The 21,884-nt window shown below is 65.3% G+C and carries 20 protein-coding genes and 1 other RNA gene; 12 read left to right on the forward strand and 9 right to left on the reverse strand.

The window, feature by feature from the left end; translation table 11 throughout:
- Window positions 1-35 precede the first annotated feature (35 nt).
- Window positions 36-893: an amidohydrolase family protein gene (locus tag ESB00_RS06940; protein ID WP_129046983.1), complete on the forward strand. Its 858-nt coding sequence runs from the start codon at window positions 36-38 to the stop codon at window positions 891-893.
- A gap of 189 nt (window positions 894-1,082) precedes the next feature.
- Here the strand turns inward: ESB00_RS06940 and ESB00_RS06945 are convergent, their stop codons facing one another.
- Window positions 1,083-2,465 carry an amidase gene (locus ESB00_RS06945; RefSeq protein ID WP_129046984.1) on the reverse strand — a complete coding sequence of 461 codons (1,383 nt, stop codon included), beginning with the start codon at window positions 2,463-2,465 and terminating at the stop codon, window positions 1,083-1,085.
- Window positions 2,466-2,477: 12 nt separating this feature from the next.
- On the opposite strand from ESB00_RS06945, the gene ESB00_RS06950 reads away from it, so the two are divergent.
- From ESB00_RS06950 to ESB00_RS06965, 4 genes are all read left to right on the forward strand, one after another.
- Complete coding sequence (locus ESB00_RS06950) at window positions 2,478-3,248, forward strand: ABC transporter ATP-binding protein (protein WP_129046985.1); 771 nt, start codon at window positions 2,478-2,480, stop codon at window positions 3,246-3,248.
- Between the two features lie 196 nt (window positions 3,249-3,444).
- Window positions 3,445-4,239, forward strand: a complete 795-nt coding sequence (locus ESB00_RS06955; RefSeq protein WP_129046986.1) for an ABC transporter permease — start codon at window positions 3,445-3,447, stop codon at window positions 4,237-4,239.
- A gap of 221 nt (window positions 4,240-4,460) precedes the next feature.
- Entirely contained in the window at window positions 4,461-5,465 is a 1,005-nt protein-coding gene (locus ESB00_RS06960; RefSeq protein ID WP_129046987.1) for an ABC transporter substrate-binding protein, read from the forward strand.
- Between the two features lie 99 nt (window positions 5,466-5,564).
- Window positions 5,565-6,026, forward strand: a complete 462-nt coding sequence (locus tag ESB00_RS06965) for a RidA family protein (RefSeq protein WP_129046988.1) — start codon at window positions 5,565-5,567, stop codon at window positions 6,024-6,026.
- 264 nt (window positions 6,027-6,290) lie between these two features.
- On the opposite strand, the gene argA is transcribed toward ESB00_RS06965, so the two are convergent.
- Both argA and ESB00_RS06975 read right to left on the reverse strand, forming a co-directional pair.
- Complete coding sequence (gene argA / locus ESB00_RS06970) at window positions 6,291-7,592, reverse strand: amino-acid N-acetyltransferase (RefSeq protein WP_129046989.1); 1,302 nt, start codon at window positions 7,590-7,592, stop codon at window positions 6,291-6,293.
- Window positions 7,593-7,835: 243 nt separating this feature from the next.
- A complete protein-coding gene (locus ESB00_RS06975) occupies window positions 7,836-8,456 on the reverse strand; it encodes a hypothetical protein (protein ID WP_218938698.1) in 621 nt (206 codons plus the stop codon).
- Between the two features lie 443 nt (window positions 8,457-8,899).
- Here ESB00_RS06975 and ESB00_RS06980 point away from each other — a divergent pair, with 443 nt between their 5' ends.
- The 7 genes from ESB00_RS06980 to ESB00_RS07010 all read left to right on the forward strand — a co-directional run bounded on the left by ESB00_RS06980 (window position 8,900) and on the right by ESB00_RS07010 (window position 15,945).
- Window positions 8,900-10,663 (forward strand): proline--tRNA ligase, encoded by a 1,764-nt coding sequence (locus ESB00_RS06980; RefSeq protein ID WP_129046991.1) that lies wholly within the window; start codon window positions 8,900-8,902, stop codon window positions 10,661-10,663.
- Between the two features lie 86 nt (window positions 10,664-10,749).
- Window positions 10,750-11,058 carry an ATP-dependent Clp protease adaptor ClpS gene (locus ESB00_RS06985; protein WP_129046992.1) on the forward strand — a complete coding sequence of 103 codons (309 nt, stop codon included), beginning with the start codon at window positions 10,750-10,752 and terminating at the stop codon, window positions 11,056-11,058.
- Window positions 11,059-11,060: 2 nt separating this feature from the next.
- Window positions 11,061-11,519 carry a hypothetical protein gene (locus ESB00_RS06990; RefSeq protein WP_129046993.1) on the forward strand — a complete coding sequence of 153 codons (459 nt, stop codon included), beginning with the start codon at window positions 11,061-11,063 and terminating at the stop codon, window positions 11,517-11,519.
- Between the two features lie 216 nt (window positions 11,520-11,735).
- Window positions 11,736-11,917, forward strand: a non-coding RNA gene (ssrS, locus tag ESB00_RS06995) — 6S RNA.
- A gap of 16 nt (window positions 11,918-11,933) precedes the next feature.
- Entirely contained in the window at window positions 11,934-12,290 is a 357-nt protein-coding gene (locus ESB00_RS07000; RefSeq protein ID WP_129046994.1) for a SirB2 family protein, read from the forward strand.
- Window positions 12,287-14,464: a DNA polymerase domain-containing protein gene (locus ESB00_RS07005; protein WP_129046995.1), complete on the forward strand. Its 2,178-nt coding sequence runs from the start codon at window positions 12,287-12,289 to the stop codon at window positions 14,462-14,464. Before ESB00_RS07000 ends, ESB00_RS07005 begins: the two co-directional genes overlap by 4 nt.
- 2 nt (window positions 14,465-14,466) lie before the next feature.
- Window positions 14,467-15,945: a hypothetical protein gene (locus ESB00_RS07010; protein ID WP_129046996.1), complete on the forward strand. Its 1,479-nt coding sequence runs from the start codon at window positions 14,467-14,469 to the stop codon at window positions 15,943-15,945.
- A 173-nt stretch (window positions 15,946-16,118) separates the two neighbouring features.
- On the opposite strand, the gene ESB00_RS07015 is transcribed toward ESB00_RS07010, so the two are convergent.
- The 6 genes from ESB00_RS07015 to ESB00_RS07040 form a co-directional block, all read right to left on the reverse strand.
- A complete protein-coding gene (locus ESB00_RS07015) occupies window positions 16,119-18,371 on the reverse strand; it encodes a xanthine dehydrogenase family protein molybdopterin-binding subunit (RefSeq protein ID WP_129046997.1) in 2,253 nt (750 codons plus the stop codon).
- Entirely contained in the window at window positions 18,368-18,907 is a 540-nt protein-coding gene (locus ESB00_RS07020; RefSeq protein WP_129046998.1) for a (2Fe-2S)-binding protein, read from the reverse strand. Before ESB00_RS07020 ends, ESB00_RS07015 begins: the two co-directional genes overlap by 4 nt.
- Window positions 18,908-19,172: 265 nt before the next feature.
- Complete coding sequence (locus tag ESB00_RS07025) at window positions 19,173-20,171, reverse strand: hypothetical protein (protein ID WP_129046999.1); 999 nt, start codon at window positions 20,169-20,171, stop codon at window positions 19,173-19,175.
- 111 nt (window positions 20,172-20,282) lie between these two features.
- Complete coding sequence (locus ESB00_RS07030; protein ID WP_129047000.1) at window positions 20,283-20,627, reverse strand: hypothetical protein; 345 nt, start codon at window positions 20,625-20,627, stop codon at window positions 20,283-20,285.
- Window positions 20,628-20,723: 96 nt separating this feature from the next.
- Window positions 20,724-21,263, reverse strand: a complete 540-nt coding sequence (locus ESB00_RS07035; protein ID WP_129047001.1) for a hypothetical protein — start codon at window positions 21,261-21,263, stop codon at window positions 20,724-20,726.
- A gap of 157 nt (window positions 21,264-21,420) precedes the next feature.
- Window positions 21,421-21,882, reverse strand: coding sequence for a hypothetical protein (locus ESB00_RS07040; protein ID WP_129047002.1), 462 nt, complete (start codon window positions 21,880-21,882; stop codon window positions 21,421-21,423).
- Between the last annotated feature and the right edge of the window lie 2 nt (window positions 21,883-21,884).

The following is a 21,884-nucleotide window of genomic DNA, read 5'->3' on the forward strand; positions in this document are numbered from 1 at the left end:
TTGCGGGGCCGTGCTTCCGTGGTGAAGGTTGCGCCGTGGACCTGATCGACGCGCACGTGCACCTTTACCCGATTGCGGTGAACCGCGACCCGGTGGGCTGGGCGACCGAACATGGCGAGGCGCACTGGGCGCAGCTCTGCACCCGCAAGCGCAAGGACGGCGCGCCCGTGCAGGCGTTTCCCACCATGGCGCAGCTCCTTTTCGACCTGAACGCCGCCGGCATCCGCCGGGCGGTGTTGATGGGCTGGTATTGGGAACGCCATGCGACCTGCGTGGAGCACAACCGGTTCTACGCCTCCTGCCTGCAGGCGTATCCGACGCGCTTCGCGGCCTTTGCGACCGTGCATCCCGATGCCGGACAAAAGGCGCTCGACGAAATCCGTCGGGCGAAGGACGCCGGGTTCTGCGGCATCGGCGAACTGTCGCCGCACTCACAACACGTGCCGTTGGACGAGCCCGTCTGGCACCGCATCCTTGAGCTGGCCGCCGAGCTGGACATGCCCGTGAACCTGCACGTGACCGATCCCGCCTCGCGGCCTTATCCCGGCCGCGTGGACACGCCGCTCGCAGACTTCATCGCGATGGCGAAGGATTTTCCGAAGACGAATTTCATCCTCGCACACTGGGGCGGGGGACTGGCGTGGGCCGAGGCCGCCGCCGGCCTGCGCAACGTGTGGTTCGACACCGCCGCCTCGCCGCTGCTCTACGGCCCGGAGGTCTGGAAGAAGGGTCCGATCGGCCGCGTGCTGTTCGGCTCGGATTATCCGCTGATGCTTTACCCGAAGACCGGCGCCGGGCACGGCTTCGCCGACCTGCTCGCCGAAGCGAAGGCCGCGGGCGCCGACGACTCCATCTTTCGCGTCAACGCGGCGACGCTGCTCGGCATCGAGTAGGGCCGGTCTCCGACCGGCCGGATGGCCCCCAGAAGGCCGAGTTCCCGCAACAGCGGAACGACAGGCGCTGGATGCTTCGCTGAGCTCAGCATGACAGCAACGGAAGCAACTTTCTATGCGTGTCATTCTGAGCGCAGCGAAGAATCCAGCGAACGAGCCATCGACTTCGCGGCCGTTCAGAGACCGGCCCTACCGGCTCAGCAGCCATGGCACGGCCGGGCTGTCGGCGGACGGTAGGATAATCTGCAGGCCGGCGGTCAGTCCGGAATTGAGCGGCACGGGGATCGTGAGCACGGGCAGGCCGGCGAGGCTGGCGGGGGCGGTGAGCGTGAGGATGTTGCGGCGCAGCTCGAGGTTCGCCTCGGTCTTGGTGGGTGCGACGCAAGGCACGGCGGGCAACACGAGGTAGTCGTAGGCGCGGAAGAAATCGCGGAAGACGGATCGCACCTCCGCGAGCCGCTCACGGGCACGGGCGATGTCGGCGGCGGGGAAATGGCCTGCGTCGGTGAAGCGTTTCCAGATGACGGGGTCGTAGTGTTCCCGGTAGGGCGCGAGCCAGTGGCGGTGCACGGCGTGGGCCTCGCTCATGCCGATGGTGATGTAGGACTCGACCGCGTGGTTCCACGAAAGGCTGAGCGCGGCCTCGGCGACCGGGTCGGCATGCGCGCTCAGGCTGGCGGCGGCGTAATCGCAGGCGGTGGCGACGGCGGGGTCCATGCCGGGCACGAGTTTGCGGGCGTTGAGGTAGCAGCCCCTCGGAGGGGTATCCGGTAGCCGCGCTTGAGTCCCGGCTGGGCGGGATGAAAGCGTGGACGACCCCGTTGTCGCTTTCGCGCCCACGCGGCTACCGGTCCAAGCCTGCCATACCGCCAGCATGTCGCCCGCACTGGCGGTGAACCAGCCGGCGGTGTCCAGCGTGGGCGCGAGCGGGAAGGCGTCGCGGATGAATTCGTCGCCGGGCGAAAGGCGGAAACCGTGCAAACCGCACCACGCCGCCGGCACGCGGACCGAGCCGCCGGTGTCGGTGCCGATGGAGAGCGGCGCCACGCCTGCGGCGACGAGCGCGGCCGAGCCGCTGCTGGAGCCGCCGGACAACCGGTTGGGGAAACGCGGATGCGGGCAGTCACCGTAGTGTGGATTTTCGCCGGTCAGGCCGGAGGCGAATTCCACGAGATGGGTTTTGCCCGCGCAGACCGCGCCGAGTTCGCCGAGGCGTTGGACGATGCGACTGTCGGTCTTTGGCGCGGGGCGCACTTGGTCGAGAAACGTGGAACCCGCGCGCGTGGGCACACCGGCGAGGTCGAAGAGATCCTTCAGGAGATAGGGGATGCCGCGGAGGGGACGAGGGCGGGCCGCCGTGTCGGTCGCGGTTGGTGCGGAGACCGACCCTCCGGTAGAAAACTCGTGCGCCAGGTCAGGCTCCGGTTTCAGCCAGGCGACGGCGGCGCGGCGGAGATGATCGGGCAGGGCGGCGACGCGGGCGTGGACTTCGCGGGCGGCGGCGTCCGGTGACAGGTTTTGCCACGCCGCCAGCGGCAATGGGTCTGGCGTTTTGGACGCGTTTGTATCCATTCGGAAAGACTCATGGAGGAGGCCACGCCCATCGTCAAATTCACAGCGGTGCGGAAGCGCTACGGCGCCGGACCGCTGGTGTTGGACGGTCTCGACCTCGCGGTGGCCGCGGGTGATTTTGTCTCGCTGATCGGCCCCAGCGGGTGTGGCAAGTCCACCGTGCTCAAGCTGGTCTCCGGTCTCAATCCGGTGAGCGAGGGCGGCTTGGCGGTGCTCGGCACCCGCCCCAAACAGGCGCGCGACCGGCAGGCGTTCATCTTCCAGGACGCGACGCTGCTGCCGTGGCTCACGGCACAGGCCAACGCGGAGCTGCCGTTGCGGTTGCGCGGTGTCGCAGCGGCGGAACGGCACACCCGCGCGGCCGAGGCGCTCGCCCGGGTGGGGCTGGAAAAGAACCGCGACTACTACCCGCGGCAGCTTTCCGGCGGCATGAAGATGCGCGTGTCCATCGCGCGGGCCATGACGCTCTCGCCGGAGCTGCTGCTGCTCGACGAACCGTTCGGTGCGCTCGACGAGATGACCCGCAACCGGCTCAACGAAGAGCTGCTCCAGCTGCGCGAGCGGCAGAAATTCACGGCGCTGTTCGTGACGCACTCCGTGAGTGAGGCGGTGTTCCTGTCCAACCGCATCGTCGTGATGGCCGCGCATCCCGGTCGCATCCACGCCGAGGTGGCGGTGGATTTCCCGTATCCGCGCGACCAGGCGCTGCGGGAGCAACCGGAGTTTCAGGCCAAGGTGACGGAAGTGTCGCGCCTGCTGCACCAGGTGGAGGAGGCGCCGTGAGGCAAAACCTTCGAAACTGTCATTCCGAAATCACGGACCAATCCGGGGTCCGCTTCGGTGCGATTAGGAATAAACTTTGTTACCGTCATCCTGAGCAGTGCGAAGGATCCAAGGGCGCTAGCGCTGACGGACATCATGCTGGATCCTTCACTTCATTCAGGATGACACGCTGCGGCGGTGTCGGGGAGGAACGCCCATGAAAAAACTCCCCACCTTGTGGCTCTGGCTCCTGCCCGTGATCAGCGGCGCTGTCTTCGTCGCCGTCTGGTATGCGGTCCGGCACTTCAGCGGCCTGCAAAGTTGGATCCTGCCCACGCCCGGCGAGATTCTTGAGGCGGCGTGGAATGAACGCGGGCGGCTCCTGCCGGCCGTGGGCAAGACTTCGGTCGGGGCGCTCGCGGGCTTCCTGCTGGCGGCGGTCTCCAGTTTCGCTATCGCGCTGCTGTTGGGCGGAGCGCGGGCCTTGCGCGCCGGGCTGTATCCGTGGCTGCTGGTGCTGCAGATGACGCCGGTCATCGTCCTTACGCCGATCATCGTGCTCTGGGCCGGACCGGGCACGCCCGGCATCATCACCATCACTTGGCTGATCAGTTTCTTTCCCGTGGTCGTGAACACGACGCAGGGGCTGATCTCCGCCGACCTCAACCATGTGGCGCTGTTCCGCATGGCCAATGCGACCCGCTGGCAGGACCTCATCCATCTGCGCGTGCCGGGGGCGATGCCGTATTACCTCACCGGCCTGCGCATCGCCGCCACGCTTGCGCCCATTGGCGCGATCTTCGGCGAATACATGGTCGGCAACACGTCGGGCGGCTCGGGCGGGCTGGGGTATCTTGTCTATAGCTACAATTCCCAGATCAAGATCCCCGCGCTCTTCGCCACCGCGCTGACAAGCTGCCTGCTGGGATTCCTGTTCGTGGCCGCCATTTCGCTGCTCAACTGGGCCGTGCTCCACAAGTGGCACGACTCCTTCGACCGCGACGACCACTGATGACCGCGGTGGGGCACCACAAAACACACGGAATACTCGAAAGGGAGTATCGCTGCATGGGTGGAGGGCCGGTCTCCGCACCGGCCGTGATCGATTCCGGTCGGTGCGGAGACCGACCCTCCCGTTTACCCATGCGAGGCCGCGCGGGAACCTGGCCCTCTGGGAATTAGCGGAAAACTTTTGTGTATTTCGTGTGTTTCGTGGTTATCTATTTGCCCGAGATGAAGCCTTCCATTCCACGCCTCTTGCTCGTTCTACCGGTGGTCATCTTCCTGGCCGGTTGCGGCAAGCAGGAGCCGGTCGCGCCGCTCCACACCGAAAACGAACTGGTGAAGATCCGGTTCCAGACCGACTGGTTTCCGCAGCCGGAGCACGGCGGCTACTACCAGGCGCTGGCCAAGGGCTACTACGCCGAGGAAGGCCTCGACGTGGAGATCCTGCCGGGCGGGCCCAACGCGCAGATGAAGCAGCTCGTCGCGCTGGGCGAGGCGGATCTCGGCATGACCAACGGCGACGACGTGATCGTGGCCATCGCGCGCGGCCTGCCGATCCAGATGGTCGCCGCCGAGATGCAGCGCGATCCGCAGGGCATCCTCTTCCACAATTCTCACCCGCTCCGCAACCTCGAGGGCCTGCAGGGCCGCACGCTCATGGCCGGCTCGGTCTCCACCTGGCTCGATGTCGTGCGGAAGAAGCTCGGGGTGGAGTTCAACCAGATGCCGCTGGTCGGCGACCTCGCGCGGTTCATGAACGACCCGACGCTGCTCCAGCAGTGCTTCGTGACCAACGAGCCCTTCTTCGCCCGCCAGCGCGGCGCCGAGGTCGGCGCGCTGCTCATCGCCAACGACACCTACGAGCCCTACCGCGTGATTTTCGCCGGCCGGCTCTTCCTCGCCGAGAACCCGGTCGCGGTGGAGAAGTTCGTGCGCGCCAGCCTGCGCGGTTGGGTGGACTACCTGAGCGGCGACCCGACCCCCGGCAACCAGGCCATCGCCAAGCTCCGCAACGACCTCTCGCCCGAGTTCATGGCTTACAGCATCAAGGCGATGAACGACTACAAGCTGGTGCTCGGCGACCCGGCCAAGGGCGAGTTCGCCGGCCTGCTCACCGCCGCGCGCCTCCAGAAGCAGATCACCCTCCTGCAGGAGCTCGGCCTCCTCGACAAACCCGTGACCGTCGAGGACGTCGCGACCTTCGAATTTATCCCGCACTCCGCCAATCCGTGAACCACTAATCTACACTCATTCTCACTAATGACCCGAACAGTCCGGACTCACCAACATTAGTGTTTATTAGTGTCCATTAGTGGTGACTGTATTTTCCCCATGAGCATCGAAGCCAAACTCGCCGAACTCGGCCTCACACTTCCCAATCCGCCCGCCGTCGCCGGCAGCTACGTGCCCTACGTGCGCACGGGCAACCTCCTTTACGTCGCCGGGCAGATCAGTGCCCTCAATGGCGTGATGACCCACGTCGGCCAGGTGGGCAAGGAGCAGACCGTCGAAGCGGCCTACGAGTCCGCCAAGGTCTGCGCGCTCAACACGCTCGCCGTCATCAAGGCCGCCACCGGCAGCCTCGACAGCATCAAGCAGATCGTGCTCGTCACCGGCTTCGTGAATGCGGTGAGCGGCTTCGCCGACAGCCCGGCCGTGATCAACGGCGCCTCGGACCTCTTTGGCAAAGTGTTAGGTGACGCCGGCAAACACGCCCGCGCCGCCGTCGCCGCCGCCGGCCTGCCCAAGGGCTCCACGGTGGAGATTCAGGTGATTGTGGAGCTGAAGGCCTGATCCTGTTTGGTGGAGGGCCCAGCTCCCGCTGGGCCGGGGCACATCGGGAGATGTGCCCTCCATGGATTCCTCCCTCACGAACCCGGAATCAGAATCACACGTTGTCGGTGCTGTTCCCGTTTCCTGTCATCCTGAACGGAGTGAAGGATCCAGCGAGTGCGATGAACGGCCGGTGCGGAGACCGGCCCTCCATTCAACCCGGCCCGCCGAGAAGCGGGCCCGCCGTCAAGCCAGCGGCATCGCGATCGCGCCAGACAGCCCGGCTCACAGTCGCTTGATCATGATCTTCGAATTCCGGCCGCTTTCCTCGTAGGACTTGAGGCGGGAGGGCGGGAGGACGTCCTTGTCGGCGTCGTCGAAGCCGCAGACGGAGGTGAAGAAGCTGTAGGCCTGGGTGGAGAGGGCGAGCACGGCCTTGGCGCCGCGCTCGGCGGCCTGCAGGCAGGCGAACTCCACCATCTTCAGGCCGATGCCGCGGTTGTGGTAGAAGGGCATCACGTAGAGCGAGCCGATCTCGGCGAGGCCGGGCTTGTCGGGGTAGGTCTTGAGCGAGATGCAGGCGGTGATGTTCTCGTCGATCTCGAACACGTAGAAGTCGTCGATGGCCTTCTCGATGGACTGCTGCGAGCGCGGGAGCAGCTCCTCGCGCTTCATGCCGGAGCGGGTGAGGTTGTGGATGGCGCGCACGTCGCGCTTCGTGGCGCGGCGGATCTGCTGGTAGTCGTTGCCGTAGATGAGCGTGCCGACGCCCTCGTTGGAGAACACCTCGGCGAGCAGGCCGTCGAGCTCGCGGCCGTCGAGGAGGTGGATGCGGGGCGTGCCGGTCTCGATGGCCTTCACGGCGTGGGCGGCCTTGCTGCGCATGGGCTCGTTGATGGACTCCGGCTTCTCGTCGAGGACCTTGCGGAGCTTGTCCACGGAGATGTCGTGCTGGAGCTTGCCGTTGATCTCGAGGCCGAGACAGGGGGAGAAATAGACGATCTTCGTGGCCTGGAGGGCCTCGGCGAGCTCGGCGGCGAGGAGGTCGGAGTTGACGCGCAGGGGCTTGCCGTCGCGGTCGAAGCCGATGGGGTTGACCACGGGCACGACGCCGGAGCCGATGAGCTGCTGGATGAAGTCGCGGTCGATGCGGTCCACGCGGCCGGTGAACTGGTGGTCCACGCCGCGGAGGATGCCGAGGGGGATGGCGCGCACGGCGTTGGTGAGGGCGGCCTTGAGGCCGTTGGCGGTCAGGCCCTCGATCACGAGGTGGGTGACGCGCGAGGAGGCGCGGATGGCGAGGTCGAGGGTGGCGGCGTCGGTCACGCCCGTGCCGACCGAGTCGGTGATGGCGATGCTGCGGACCTTCGCGAGCTCGACGATCTGCTGGCCGATGCCGTGGACGAGCACGACCTTGATGCCGAGGGAGCGGAGCACGGCGACGTCGGTGATGACGTTCTCGAAGTTGTCGTCGGCCACGATGGAGCCGTCGAGCGCGATGACGAAAATCTGGCCCTGGAAGCGCGGGACGTATTTCAGGATACCGCGCAGGTCGGTGGGTTTGAGGGCGGAGCCGTTGCTGCTCATCTGTGGTGCAGAGTTAATCGGGCATCCGGCGTTGGTCGTCAATGGGGATTCATGCGGAGCGTGCGGGCCGCGGCGCAGGGAAGTAACAAGTGACAAGGATCAAGTATCAGGAAAAGCTAACGAACAGAAACCGGATGGATCTTTACAGCGAAGTGGAAGGCAATGCGGACGCATCTGATCCGGCCATCCTTCCTGAGACTTGCCACTTGATACTTGTTACTTGAGCGCCGGCTCCCGCCGGCGCTATTTGACCGTGAAACTCCACGTCGCCGCCGGGCCGCGGGCGACGATGCGCGCGCTGTAGCGGCCGGGGGGCAGGGCGGTGGTGGCGAAGGTCACGGCGTGCGTCGCGTCGTTCCAGCGGGTCATGAGCTGCTGGCCGGGGAGCTTCTCGGTCTCGGGCACGAGGACCAGTTCGTTGCCGCGCTGGTAGAGCGTCAGCTCGCCGAGCTGGAGGTGCTGGTCCGTCACGCTGGCGGTGAAATGCAGGCTGTAATCCTGTCCGTGCGCCACCTCGGCCGGGGCGGTGACCTTGTCAATGGATGCGACGAGCTTGGGGGCTTCGGCGAAATTCGGCGCGAAATCCAGGCCGAGGCCGACGGCGCCGTGCGCGATGGGGGCGGGCGCGTGGTCGAGGGCGGCTTTCTCGATGGGGCGGCGCGTGTCCAGCGGCAGCTTGTGCCAGCCGGCGGCGAGGAGGCGCGCGGTGGTGGCGCGGTCGTTGGCGTCCTGATAGGGGCGGTAGGCTTTGCCCGGCTTGCGGAAATAGAGGTTCACCACCGTGTAGCCCACGACGAAGACCACGATGGACACGACGATCCATTTCATGGGCCAGGGTTTGCGGCTGGAGTGGTGGGCGGGCATATCCATGTTTTATCGCCAGACTGCCGGAGAACCTCAAGCGACTTTAAGACGCAGGTTAATCCTTCAGACCTCCGGAGAGTTTAACCACTGATGCATCGCCTAACGGCTCTGCTACGGGGTGCGGCTACGCCTAATCGGCTCCGCCAGGAAGCTTCGGGGGTCGGCTAATCGCCGACTGATCAATATCAGATCAGAGAGATCGATTCTCCCGCGGCGATTAGCCGCGCTCCGAAGCCAATTCCGGAGCCGATTAGGCGGAGGTGACTTTAAAGCGTAGCCGTTAGGTGAAGCATCAGTGGTTAACTCCGGATTGACCTTCTGTTTTCCCTGCCCGCCATTCGCCTTCTAGCATTTTAAGGCAGTCTTGGTGTCAAATGAGATGCCTTCCACTCTCAGGAAATTCCGTTGCGCCGCCCCGGCGGGGATGTTCTCGTGCCCGCTTCATGAAGTATTGGTCGCAGACTTATATTCCCACCCTCAAGGAAAGTCCTTCCGACGCCGAGATCGCGTCGCACAAGCTCCTGCTCCGCGCCGGCCTCGTCCGGAAGCTCGGTGGCGGGCTCTACACCTTCCTGCCGGCCGGCCTGAAGGTCATGCAGAAGATCAGCCAGATCTGCCGCGAGGAGATGGACCGCGCCGGGGCCATCGAACTGGCCATGCCTTTCATCCACCCGTCGGAGAACTGGGTCGAGGGTCCGCGCTGGGCCGCCGCCCGCGAGATCATGTATCGCGTGGACCACGCCGGTGCCGGCAAGGGCCGCGCCAAGGAACCGGAGTTCGTCCTCGGCCCGACCCACGAGGAGATCATCACGCCACTCGTGAAGACCGAGATCACGAGCTACCGCGACCTGCCGAAAAACTTCTACCAGATCGGCACCAAGTTTCGGAACGAGATCCGTCCGCGCTACGGCCTGATGCGTGCCCGCGAGTTCGTGATGAAGGACGCCTACAGCTTCGACACGACCGACGAGGGCGCGATCATCAGCTACGGCAAGATGAAGGAGGCCTACACGGCGTTCTTCAACCGCTGCGGGCTCAAGACGATCCCCGTCGAGGCCGACACCGGCGTGATGGGTGGCAGCTTCTCCCACGAGTTCATGGTCCCGGCCCCGGTCGGCGACGACGACATCGTCTATTGCGAGCAGAGCGGCTACAGCGCCAACCGCGAGAAGGCCACCAGCGGCATCGTGCCCAAGGATCTCGCCGACGCCGCCCCCGCGGGTGCACTCGAGGAATTCGCCACGCCCGGCATCGTCACGATCGCCGCCCTGGCCGCGGCGCCCTACAACGTCGCCGCGGACCAGCAGTTCAAGACCCTCGTCTACATGGGTGACGGCAAGCCCTTCCTCGTCATCCTGCGCGGTTGCGACGATCTCGAGGAGGCCAAGCTCGGCGCGCTGGGCTTCCAGCTGTGGCGTCCGGCCACGCCCGAGGAGATCGAGCCGGTCATGGGCGCGAAGCCCGGCAGCCTCGGCACGGTCAAGGGCACGATCAAGAACCCCGGCGCGCTCGCCGGCATCTTCGCCGACCACGCCATCCGCCTCATCGGCAACGGCACGACCGGCGCCAACAAGGACGGTTTCCACCTGCGCAACGTCAACGTCACGCGCGACCTCGAGATCACGCGGTTCGGCGACTTCCGCTCCGTGCGCGCCGGCGAGCCCTGCCCGAAGTGCGGCGCGCCCCTCAAGATCGACCGCGCCATCGAGGTCGGTCACATCTTCAAGCTCGGCACGAAATACTCCGAGAAGTTCGGCGCCGTCTATACCGACGACCAGAAGCAGTCGCACCCGATGGTCATGGGCTGCTACGGCATCGGCATCAGCCGCACGCTTCAGGCCGTGATCGAACAGAGCAACGACGCCGACGGCATCGTCTGGCCCTGGCAGGTCGCGCCCTGGCAGGTGCTGGTCGTGAACCTCGACCCGCAGGACGCCGCCGCGAAGGATCTCTGCGCCAAGCTTGCCGCCGCCGCCGAGTCGGCCGGCGCCGAGGTGCTGATCGACGACCGCGCCGAGCGCCCGGGCGTGAAGTTCAAGGACGCCGACCTCATCGGTCTGCCGTTGCGCCTCACCGTGGGCGGCAAGGGACTCAAGGAAGGCATCTTCGAAATGAAGTGGCGTCGGGCCAAGGAAATCACCAAGGTTCCGATCGCGGATGCCGAGCGCGTTGTCGCCGAGGCCGTCCGCCAAGCCGCCCAAGCATGAGTTGTCATTGCGAGACGCACCGCGACGAAGCAATCCAGTCGGATGGATCGCCGCGCCCGCTGTCGCAGGCTCGCGATGACAGAAGCATGATCGTCGCCGTCGAATCCACGTCCCGCCGGCTGCCGGCGCCGGTCGAGGCTCCGCAGGCGCAACTGGCCGGGATGTGGCGCGTGGTGGTGCTCAACGACCCCGTCAACCGGATGTCCTACGTCGTCATGGTCCTGCGGCGCGTCTTCGGTTTCAACGAGGAGCGCGCCCGCCGCCACATGCTGGAGGTGCACGAGAGCGGCCGCTCCATCGTGTGGGCCGGCACGCGCGAGCAGGCCGAGGCGCATGTCTTCGCGCTCCAGCAATGGCACCTCACGGCGATCATCCAGCCGGAGGAACCGTCCTGAGCATGAAGCAGGTTGAAATCCGCCTGAACATCAGCGCGGTGGCGCCGCTGCTCGACATCATCAAGGCCGCCGCCGACGACCTGCGCGACACGCTGGCGGTGAAGGCGACCTTTCCGGAGCATGACGCCGAGTTCAACGAGACCTGGACGCAGGACCTGATGGCGGGGCAGAACAGCGACGTGCGCGAGTTGCTCGGGCTGTTTGACTCGGACTTCTTCACCGACGGCGCCATCTCGATTGATTCCGAGAACTGCGACTCGCTGCTGCGGGCCTGCTCGGCGCTGCGCATCCGCATCCTCACGCGCTGGCTCGCCGAAGTTTCGGCCGAGATCCTGGAGGACGAGGATGCTCCCGTGGAGCTGATTCCGCAGGAGCTGCGCCTGCCGTTTGCCGCCTACACGTTTCTCGACCAAATCCAGAAGATCATCCTCGAGCACCTGAGCCCGGCGGGGACGGAGTAGGCGAGGGGGAGAGACCTGGGGGCTGAAACCTGAGACCTGAAATAGGTCGGTGGCGCCCGGGTCGGTGCGGCATCGCCGCGGGCGAGGTCGCCCGCGCTCCAGAAGCTCGATCGTGCAGCCACGGCGACCCGCCGTGGGGGTTGTCTCAGGTTTCAGGTCGCAAGTTTCAGGTTTCCGGCACTTGACGGCGGAGGGGACGGGCCTACCTTCGGCCCCGACACCCTGCAGTGTTCGAGGTGCCTTGATACACGCTCTTTGCCTTTGTAATAATTTGGGAGCTACCGACAGCCGTGTGGATGCCAGGCCGTAAACCGGAAGGCTGAAGCGCGGCGGGCGGCGCCCACCTTTAACATAAAAAGGACATGAGCCTTTGGGCGCACGGCACAGGCGGGGTGTCACTCTTTTTCCCACACCATGAACCCCCAGTATTACTACCTGCTTCATATCTTCTCCCTGTTTGTGCTGACGGCGCACACGTTCATGGCCTTCGCCAATCCTGATCCGGCGAACCGGAAGCAGACGATGATCATCACCGGCATTGCCACCCTGCTGGTGCTCGTGAGCGGTTTCGGCCTGCTGGCCAAGATCCATGCGAACCAGTTTTCCGCCTGGGTGATCGTGAAGCTCGTGTGCTGGCTCGGCCTGTCGGCGCTCGCCGGCATCGCCTACCGCCGTCCGCACCTGCGCGGCACGCTGGCCGCCATCGCCCTCGGCCTGATCCTCGTGGCGCTCGCCACGGTTTACATCTTCCGCTTCCCCGCCGCGGTGTGAGCGAGAAGCCGATCTGCGGTCTGTGGATTGACGACGACGGCCGCGCCTGGGTCTGCACCGCGCAGCCCGGCGGCGGCCGGCAGGAAAGAGAGGACAGCCTCCGGCCCTTTGCCTGGCTGTCGGAGGTCGTGGCCGGCGAAGGCATCGCGGTCGAGACGCTCCGGGGCGACGGACTGTTCCGGCATCTGCTGCACGCCGACTCGCTGGAGCGGTTCAACGCCTGCCTGAAGGCCGCGCCCGACGGCACGCAGCGCGACGTGCTCAAGCCCTACGAGAGCCAATGGCTCCTGCAGCGGCGCGCGCGGTTGTATGAAAATCTGCATTTTGCGGATTTGCGTCGCTGCCAGCTCGACATCGAGACGGCCGCGGCCGAGGCGGGCGGCTTCAGCGACGCCCGCAATCCGGGCGACCGCATCCTGGCCATCGGCCTGCAATGCGGCGACCGGCGCGAACTGCTGACACTGGGCGAGGAAACCGACGCCGGCGAAAAGCGCCTGCTGCTCGCCTTCAACGAACTGCTCCGCGAGATGGACCCCGACGTGGTCGAGGGCCACAACATCCACAAGTTCGACCTCGATTACCTGCGCCAGCGGTCGAAGCGCCACAAGGTGCCCTGCGCGTGGGGCCGCTTCGGGCTCAACGCCGAGTTTCGCAACAGCCGCATGAAGGTGGCCGAGCGCTGGATCGATTTCCCGCGCTGCGACCTGCCCGGCCGCGCCGTCATCGACACCTACCTGCTCGTCCAACAATACGACGTCACCGCCCGCGAGATGACCGGTTACGGCCTCAAGGAGGTCGCGGTCTATTTCGGCATCACGCCGGAGTCGGGCGAGGGCCGCACCTACATTGACGGCGCGCAGATCCAGCACGCCTTCCGCGAAAACCGGGAACAGTTCCTGGCCTACCTCGCCGATGATCTGCGCGAGACCAAGGGCCTCGCCGACGTTTTGTTGCCGACCTATTTCGAGCAGGCGCGGGCGTTTCCGATCCTGCTGCAGGAGGCGGCGCTGCGCGGTTCCGGCGGCAAGGTGGACCTCCTGTTCCTCGAGGAATACTACCACGCGCGGGCGGCTTGCCCGGCGCCGTTGGGTGAGATTGAGACCTTCGAGGGCGGGTTCACCCGCAGTTTCCAGGAGGGCGTGTTCAAGCACGTCCTGCATTTCGACGTGGCCTCGCTTTACCCGAGCCTGTTGCTGGCCATCGGCCGCAACCCGAAGACCGACACGCTGGGCGTGTTCATCCCGATGCTGCGCCGGCTGCGCGAATACCGCCTGAAATACAAGCAGCTGGCCAAGACCGCCCCGACGGCCGCCGAGCGCGACGAAGCCCAGGCGCGGCAAACGGCGTTCAAGATTCTCATCAACTCGTTCTACGGCTACCTCGGTTTCTCCGCCGCGCGCTTCGGCGACGGGGAACTCGCGGCCGAGGTGACGCGGCGCGGCCGCGAGCTGCTGCAGGCGCTGATCGCCGAGTTCGAACGACTCGGCTGCACCATTCTCGAAGCCGACACCGACGGCATCTACCTCTCGGCAAAGGCGCACTTCGAAAAACCCGAGGAACTGCTCGCTTCGGTGGCGAAGATCATGCCGCCGGGCATCGAGCTGGAGTTCGACGGACGTTACGACGCCATGTTCTGCTACAAGGCCAAGAACTACGCTCTCGCCGCGGGCGGCGAGATCACGCTGCGCGGGTCGGCGCTGCGCTCGCGCGGCATCGAGCCCTTCCTGAAACGGCTCGGCGACCACCTCATCGCGCATGTGCTGGGCGTATCGCCCGACTCGCCGGAAGCTGAGGTGAATCGCCTTCGCCACAGTATCGCAGATCGTTCGCATCCGGTCGCCGACCTCGCGAAGTCCGAGACCCTCAGTCAAAACCCGGAAGCCTACGAACAGTGGGTGGCGGGCGGCGGAAAGCCCCGGCGCGCCGCCGCCGAAGTCGCGCTCCAGATGAACCCGCGCCCGCGCATGGGCGAGCGGGTCAGCTACTACATCGTCGCCAAGGCCAAGGGCCAGACCTCCGACTGGCAGCGCGCCCGGCCCCTCGCCAGCCATGATCCGGCCAAGGCCCCTTACGATCCTGTCTATTACCTGGAAAAAATCGACGACTGGCTCGAACGGTATGGACGTTTCATCGGGATTAAGCCACACAGCGACCAGCAGGAAATGCTCCTCTGACCATGCGCACGCGTATCTGTTTCTATCTCCTACTGCTGCTTCCTCTGCTGGTTTACTGGCAGACCCTGTCGCATGAGTATGGCATCCGGGAGGATTACCAATTCCTGCGCATCGCCCGCGAAGAGCAGGGCGAACTGGTCAAGGTGACCGCTTCCCACGGGCGTCCGCTTTACGGTGCGCTGCTGGAGACCAGCTATGCGCTGGCCGGTCAGGTGGAGAACCTCATGTGGATGCGGTTGCTGAGTGTGGGGCTGCTGGTGGTTCTGGCCATCGTGCTTTGGCGTCAGCTTTATCACTCGAACTGGGGCGAAGTGGAGTCCGCCGCCCTCAGCCTCGGCATCGTCTTCCTGCCTTCGTCGCAATTTGTGGTCGGCGCGGCGGCCTGCTGGCCGCAGGTGCTCACGCTGGTCCTCGCGCTGGCGGGTTTCTCCGCCGTCGAGACCGAGATCGAGCGGGGCGGCCTCAAGCGCGTGGTGGCCCTCCTCGGCGGCTGCATGATCTACGCCGCCGCCTCCCTGATCTACCAGTCCAACGTGCTCTTCGCGCTGGTGCCGATCACGGCCATCTTCCTCGTCCGCAGCGGTCGCGAGCCGCTCAACGACCTCAAGTGGGGTGGGACCCATCTCGCCGTGATGCTCACCGGCATGCTGCTCGGCTGGCTGCTCGTGCAGGGGCTCTTCAGCAACGGCGTGTTCGAGCAGTCCGGGCGGATGGCGCTTGAGACCAACCCGTTCACCAAGCTGCTCTGGTTCGTGCTGCACCCGCTGCCCAACTCGCTGGCGCTTTACGCGATCGCCGACGATCATTTCAGCGGGGTGATATTCTATGCGCTGCTGGCGCTCGGCATGATCGCGCTGTTCTACTTTGCCTTCCGCCGCGTGCAGGCCTCGGGCAACGCGGTGGCGCTGCGCAAGTGGAAGATCGTGCTCTTCGCGCTGCCTTTCCTCGCCTCGGCCATCAGTCTTGTCGCGGCGGAGCGCTCCGCGGGCTATCGCACGCTCTTTGCCCTGGCCGGCTTGGTGCTCATGCTCGGCTTCTTCGCCGTCCGCACCCTGCTGGAGGGGCGCAAGGTCAAGACCCACCTGCTTTACAGCGGTTACGCGGGGGTGTTTGCGCTGGTGGGCTTCGTGGCCGAACGCCAGCCCTACCTGCTGGTGGCCGAGCCCCAGGGCCACGAGTGGAGCCTCATGCGCGGCGCCGTCCTCCGTGCTGGCTTCAACAAGGTGGTCCGCGCCTATGTCATCACCCCGACCGCCGACCAGCGCTCGACCACCCGGATTTATCGCGACGAGTTTGGCGTCGTGACCAGCGCTTCCGAGCGCGCGGCGCAGGAGATGTTCAAGGCCGCGGTGCGGGCCCGTTTTCCGGACAAGCTGCCGCGTGGTTCCGCCTACACCGTCGAGGCGGGCCCCGCCGAGCCGGCCGCCGGCACCTACGATCTCGTCGTGGACATGCGCAAGCTCGCCGAGCTGCGCCAGTGAGCCTGGCGTGACCGGCCCCGGGGCAACAAGCCCGGCACAGCTGGAGCTGTGCCCTCCAAATGGGGTGACGATCAGTCCTGCGAGGCCTCCCCGCAGGGCCAAAAAAAACCGGCCCGAGGGCGGGCCGGCTCCAGTGGTCCGGAACGGCGGGTGCGGAGACCCGCCCTCCATGTTCAGCTCCAGCTCAGGTCGCTCTTGAGGATCGGCCAGGTGCGGATGCGCTTGCCGCAGGCGGCGAAGATCGCGTTGCAGACCGCGGGCATCACGACCGGGTAGGGCGGTTCGCCCAGGCCGGTGGGCGGGTTGGCGCTCTGGATGAAGTGGACCGTGACCTTCGGCGCGGCGTTGATGCGCAGCAACGGGAAGTCGTGGAAGTTGCTCTGCACGGCGCGGCCTTCGTCGAACGTCATTTCCTGCAGCCAGATCGCGCCGAGTCCGTCCATGACGGAGCCCTCCATCTGGTTCTCGGCGCCGCTCAGGTTGATGATCGGGCCGACGTCGGCGACGGTGGTGAACTCCTTCACCGTCAGCGTGCCATCCTGGGCCACCGCGACGTGCGCGACCATCGCGACGTAGCCGGAGTGGGAGAAATGAAACGCGACGCCGCGGCCTTCGCCCTTGGGCAGCGGTTGGCCCCAGCCGGATTTCCCGGCGGCGAGACGGACCACAGCCTTCATGCGGCCGGTGTCGTAGGGCGCGCCCCGCTGCCCGGTGCTCGGCGGCACGACCCGGTCGTCGCCCAGCAGTTCGAGCCGGAACTCGACCGGATCGCGGCCGGCGGCATGAGCCAGTTCGTCTATGAAACTCTGGAACACCCAGGCCAGTGCGTTGCTGCGCGGGGCGCGCATCGGGCCGCTCGGGATCATCGTGGAGAGGATGGTCTGATCGAGGTGGAAGTTCGGCACGAAGCGCGCGGGCAGTTCGTCGGGGCTCAGGTCCGCGCCGGAGGCGGGTCGCTCGGTGTTCTTGAACCCGTAGGTCACGAAATGATTCTGCCAGGCGCTGAGCTTGCCCGCGGCGTCCACCGCGCCCTTGAGGAAGTGGAACCCGCCGGGGCGGTGGTAGCAGTCGTGGCGCATGTCGTCCTCGCGGGTCCACGTGAGTTTCACGGGCTTGCCGCCCGTGCGCAGCGCGATGGCTGCGGCCTCCGCCATGTAGTCGTTGGCGAGGCGCCGGCCAAAGCCGCCGCCGCCGCGCACGAAGTTGAGCTTCAGCTTCTCCTTCGGGATCTTGAAGGTGTTGGCGACGAGATCCTGGCCGGAGCCGGGCGTCTGCGACGTGGTCCAGAATTCGATGCCGTCGTCCTTGGCCCACGCGGTGCAGCCCTGCGGCTCGAGCGTGGCGTGGTTGAGGTAGGGGTAGGTGTATTCGGCCTCGACGACCTTGGCGGCGGAGGCAAGCGCAGCGGCAACGTCGCCGTCGGTGCGCACGTTCTTGCCGCCGGCCCTGGCCGCTGCGGCCGCCTTGGCGGCAAAGGCTTCGCTCGAGTGGCCCGCGCCCGCGCTCTCGTCCCACTCGACGTTGAGCTGTTTCTTGGCGGAAAACGCCGCCCAGGTGGAGGTGGCGACAATGGCCACGCCGGGCTTGAGGCCGTTGGGGTTGTCGGTGCCTTCGAGCACGAAACAGTCGAGCACGCCGGGGAGCTTCTTGATGCGCTCAACATTGGCGGAGATGACCTTGCCGCCAAAGACGGGGCACTTTTCGTAGGCGGCGTAGACCAGGCCGGGGAGCACTTGGTCGATGCCGAAGAGCGGCCGGCCGGTGACAATGGCGGGATTGTCCACGCCGCCGACGCGCGAGCCCATGACGCGGAACTCGCCTTCCTTCTTCAGGCGCACGGTTTTCTCGTCGGGGATGGGCAGGGTGGCGGCCTTGGTGGCGAGCTGGCCGTAGGTGGCGCTGCGGCCGGTGGCGGAGTGGATGACGCGGCCCTTCTCGGTCGTGAGCTGGTCGGCGGGCACGCCCCAGGTCTGGGCCGCCACCTCGATGAGCATCACGCGCGCGGTGGCGCCGGCCACGCGGAGGCGCTGGTAATTGTCCGGCGTGGAGCGGCTGCCGCCGGCGAACTGGGCGCCGACGTCGCCGCGCAGACCGGCCTGTTCCACGACGATGGTGTTGAAGTCCACGTCGAGCTCCTCGGCCACGATCATGGGCAGGTGGGTCTTCACGCCCTGGCCGGTCTCGGGGTTTTTCGCGAGGATGGTGATGATGTTCTCCGGCGTGATGCGGATGAAGGGATTCGGCGTGAACTGCTTCGCGGTGTCGTCGAGCAGGTTGGCCGCGGCCTGGGCAAAGGTCTGGCCCGGCAGCAGGAAGCCGATGGCGAAGCCGCCGCCGGTGAGGGCGGAAATGCGCAGGAATTCGCGACGGGGGAGGGCCTTAGGGGAGGGTGAAGGTGAAAGTGAGGGTGAGTCGGAGGGTTTCATGACACGGCCTCCGTGCTTTCGTGGAGGGTCGGTCTCCGCACCGACCGCGGCCCGTCGGGAGACGGGCCCTCCAGGGAAACCTTCTTTGTCGCCGCATCCTTGATCGCGGCGCGGATGCGGACGTAGGTGCCGCAGCGGCAGAGGTTGCCGGCCATCGCGGCGTCGATGTCGGCATCGGTGGGCGAGGGGGTCTGCTTGAGGAGAGCGGCGGCGGTCATGATCTGGCCGGCCTGGCAGTAGCCGCACTGCGGGACGTCGTGGTCGCACCAGGCTTTTTGCAGCGGGTGCGCGCCGGCGGGGTCGAGGCCCTCGATGGTGGTGACGGGCGTGTTGCCGACGGCGGAGACGGGCGTCTGGCAGGAGCGCACCGGCACGCCGTTGAGGTGGACGGTGCAGGCGCCGCAGAGGCCCATGCCGCAGCCATATTTGGTGCCGACGAGGCCGAGGTTGTCGCGGAGCGCCCAGAGGAGCGGGGTGTCGGCAGCCACGGTGACCGTGTGCGCCTGCCCGTTAACTTTCAGAGTGTAGGAGGGCATGGAAAGCTGGCAGTGAGCCTGTCCACTCACCCTCCCGCGTCAAATGCCGAGATGGTATATTGGTTGAGCAGATTCGGGGCGGAATGATCCGCGAGTAAACTTGGCAGTAAATGGGTCTGCCCGCGCCGGACTTTGCCATAAATGCGATGAGTAAGGTAGGGCCTGACCTCTGGGCAGGCCGGGGGCTTTCGCGAATGTTGCCGGGCCGCTCGGAGATCGGCCCCTACCTAAAGACAAGCGTTTCCTCGTGGGGTAATCGCAGGCTTTACGGCAGATTGGTGGCGTGTGCGTTCAGGACCGCTTCCAGTTTCTGCAGAATTTCCGGCGAGGCCACGGGCGCGCCGCCGAGCACCAGCAGACTGAAGTTGTCGGCCAGGATCTCTTCCGGGTGGATGATGTAGCGCGTGTTGCGGCCCACTTGTTCAAAGAAGCCGGACACTTCATTCAGCCCGACGTGCCGGGCTTCCCCGCCGGCGCGGAGCGGGGTGACGGCGGACGAGCCCGGGGTGCGCTCGACCAGCAGAAAGCGGAACTGGAGGTAGTTGAAGAATTCGCCGCCCTTGGCCTCGTCGTAGGTCTCGGCTCCGGCGAAGAGGATCGGGATCACCCAGTGCGGTTCGCCGGCCACCTGCACGCGGAGGCAGTGGTCGTTGCGCGGGGCATCCGGGTTGGTGATCTTGCGGGCCTGCAGTTCGGCCGGGAAGGCCACCTCGTCGCAGGCCTCGAAGCCGATCGCCCGGTAGAGCGCCTCGCGCAGGGCGGGGTTGGTCCGGGAAAGGATGTGAAACAGCTCGTGGCAGATCAGCTTCTCCAGGCCGGCCTGGGGCTGGGCGAGGTCGTCGGTGGGGAAGATGATGGCATGGGCGCGGGTGTAGGCGGCCTGGCCCTCCTCGTCGCCCGTGGTGCGGATCAGCAGGATGTCCTTGGGCAGCGGCAGGGCGCGCGCCGCCAGCTTTGCCTGCACGGCGTCCAGGGCGGCGGACATTTTCTCCCGCTCCGCGTTGCTCCACGGCAGCACCTTGCCCGTGACGAACTGGAGGAACTCCTTCTCGCTGACGGCCCGGCTGGTCTTCAACCGCGCCGCCCGGTCGAAGGGACTGAGGCGCTGGACGAAATCATCGCTGGTGCCCAGGACGTCAGCGGCCTGTTCCACCGAGGCGAAGTGCACCGTGGTGCCGGCGCCGAGCTTGATCTCGGCCCGGGCGGCGACGACCGCGAGCAAAAGCAGAGCACAGATCCAAGCATGACAGGAAGCGGTTTTCATGGGGAGCGCGCAAGAAGTCAGGCCGGCCTCGGGATTTGGCAATGGTCAACTGGCGAGATCAATTTCCGCCGCGTGAACCCATTTCAGAACCGTAGTGCCTGGATCGGCTCTTCAGAAGCCTATCTTTATAAAGCCGGTCCATGCCAAGATGGCAAAGGTGCTCAAGGCGATGCCGAAGACAAAATTCATGGGCAGATGAAACCAATAGAACCCGCGACCGCTATTCTCGACCGTCACTGGGCTGCCTCTCGCCCACATCCTCTTATGCTGAACCCCGCATGAAGCGTTCGCGAAAAAGAAACCAGCCATCGCAGCGCAGAAAATGCCTGTCAGAACCTTCTTCAGCCCGATCAGCGGTTGAGATGAGAGAACGGAGATGAGCAGCAGGCTCAGCATGAGTCCAAATGCGCCGCCGATCAGGGAGTATCGGAGGCGTGTGAAAGCATCGTGGCTCATCTGCTGATCATTTAGGATGAGACACGCACGGAAGAGCGAGCTCTGAACCTGAAATTAGGGGAGGAGTGGAGCGGGGCTGGGTCATGCGAATGATGGTCACTTCCCGCGCGTTGTCTCTGGCAACTTGGGCTCTTCTTTGGTACAGATCAGCTGTGCGCTCGGACTCGAGAGGAGTGATGAAAGTTCCATCCACGCGCCGCGCTCCGCCACTGAGAGGCGTGGGGCAAAGTTCCTGACGATGTGCTGGCTGAAATCATAGCCGACAGGCTTTAGTGCCGAATAGGTCTGCAGAATAGGCCAGGGCTTCGTGATCGTGGTGTGGCGCTCGCGCCTGGAGGTAATGTGCATCATGTCCTTCCCGAATCTCATTCGATCATCGGCTGCTAAGCTGATGTCGCGGCGTGGAAACCCATAGTCGCTGGCGTAAACGTCGTCCTGAGTAGGATCTTTCCGCTCACGCTCAAAGAAGTGAATCAGGTTCCTGGCGTGAACAAAGAATGACAGAAAGATGGCTTCTTTAAGCATCGGCGCATCCTCGCGCCACGCAGGAATGATCAGGCAATGCGTGATCTCGTAGCGCACGTGGTGGAGCATCGCGACTTTGAGTTCGTCCTCCATATCTGCTGTCAACGTCATCAGTCAGACACGAAGGGGCGCAGCCCCGGAGTTTTCTGTGATGATCTACCGAATAGCTTGCTGAAGATGCTCATGGTATTTTGCCGATCGTTTCAAGTGAGCCGCGAGTCACAGCGCGAGCGCTGTGGCTCGTTGGCTCGAATGGCAGAGATCGGCCTTAAAGCACTGCGGTAGATTTGCCATAGTGAGCTTTGAGGTTTTGATCTGCGAACGGCCTAACGGCAGCGAGAAGCTTCTTCGCGAAGCTCTCGACGTCTTTGATGTCAGGGTAAGGGGCCTTCAAACCAACCTCGGTATACTGCAGATCTTTGCTCCTATAATGAAATCCAAGGCTGGCAATCAGTTCAGAGTCGTCCGCGGATATCTTCAGGAACTCGTCGATCCCTTCCTGGCTAGCTTTTGTGAGCGCTAGGGCGAGATCATGGGATATGTCACGAAGCCTCTTCTTGGAATAACCCTTTCCCCGGAGGAATGACTTTAGCGAAAGCTCAATAGACTGTCCAAAGAGGAAGTATACCGGGAGCGAGTGCTGTTTCTTTGCGGCAGCCAGCACTACACCGGCATCGAGAAAAGCTGATGCTGATGTCGCTATACGTGCTGATGAGAGGCGGTCCATCATTG

Source organism: Oleiharenicola lentus, from assembly GCF_004118375.1.
Classification (GTDB): domain Bacteria; phylum Verrucomicrobiota; class Verrucomicrobiia; order Opitutales; family Opitutaceae; genus Lacunisphaera; species Lacunisphaera lenta.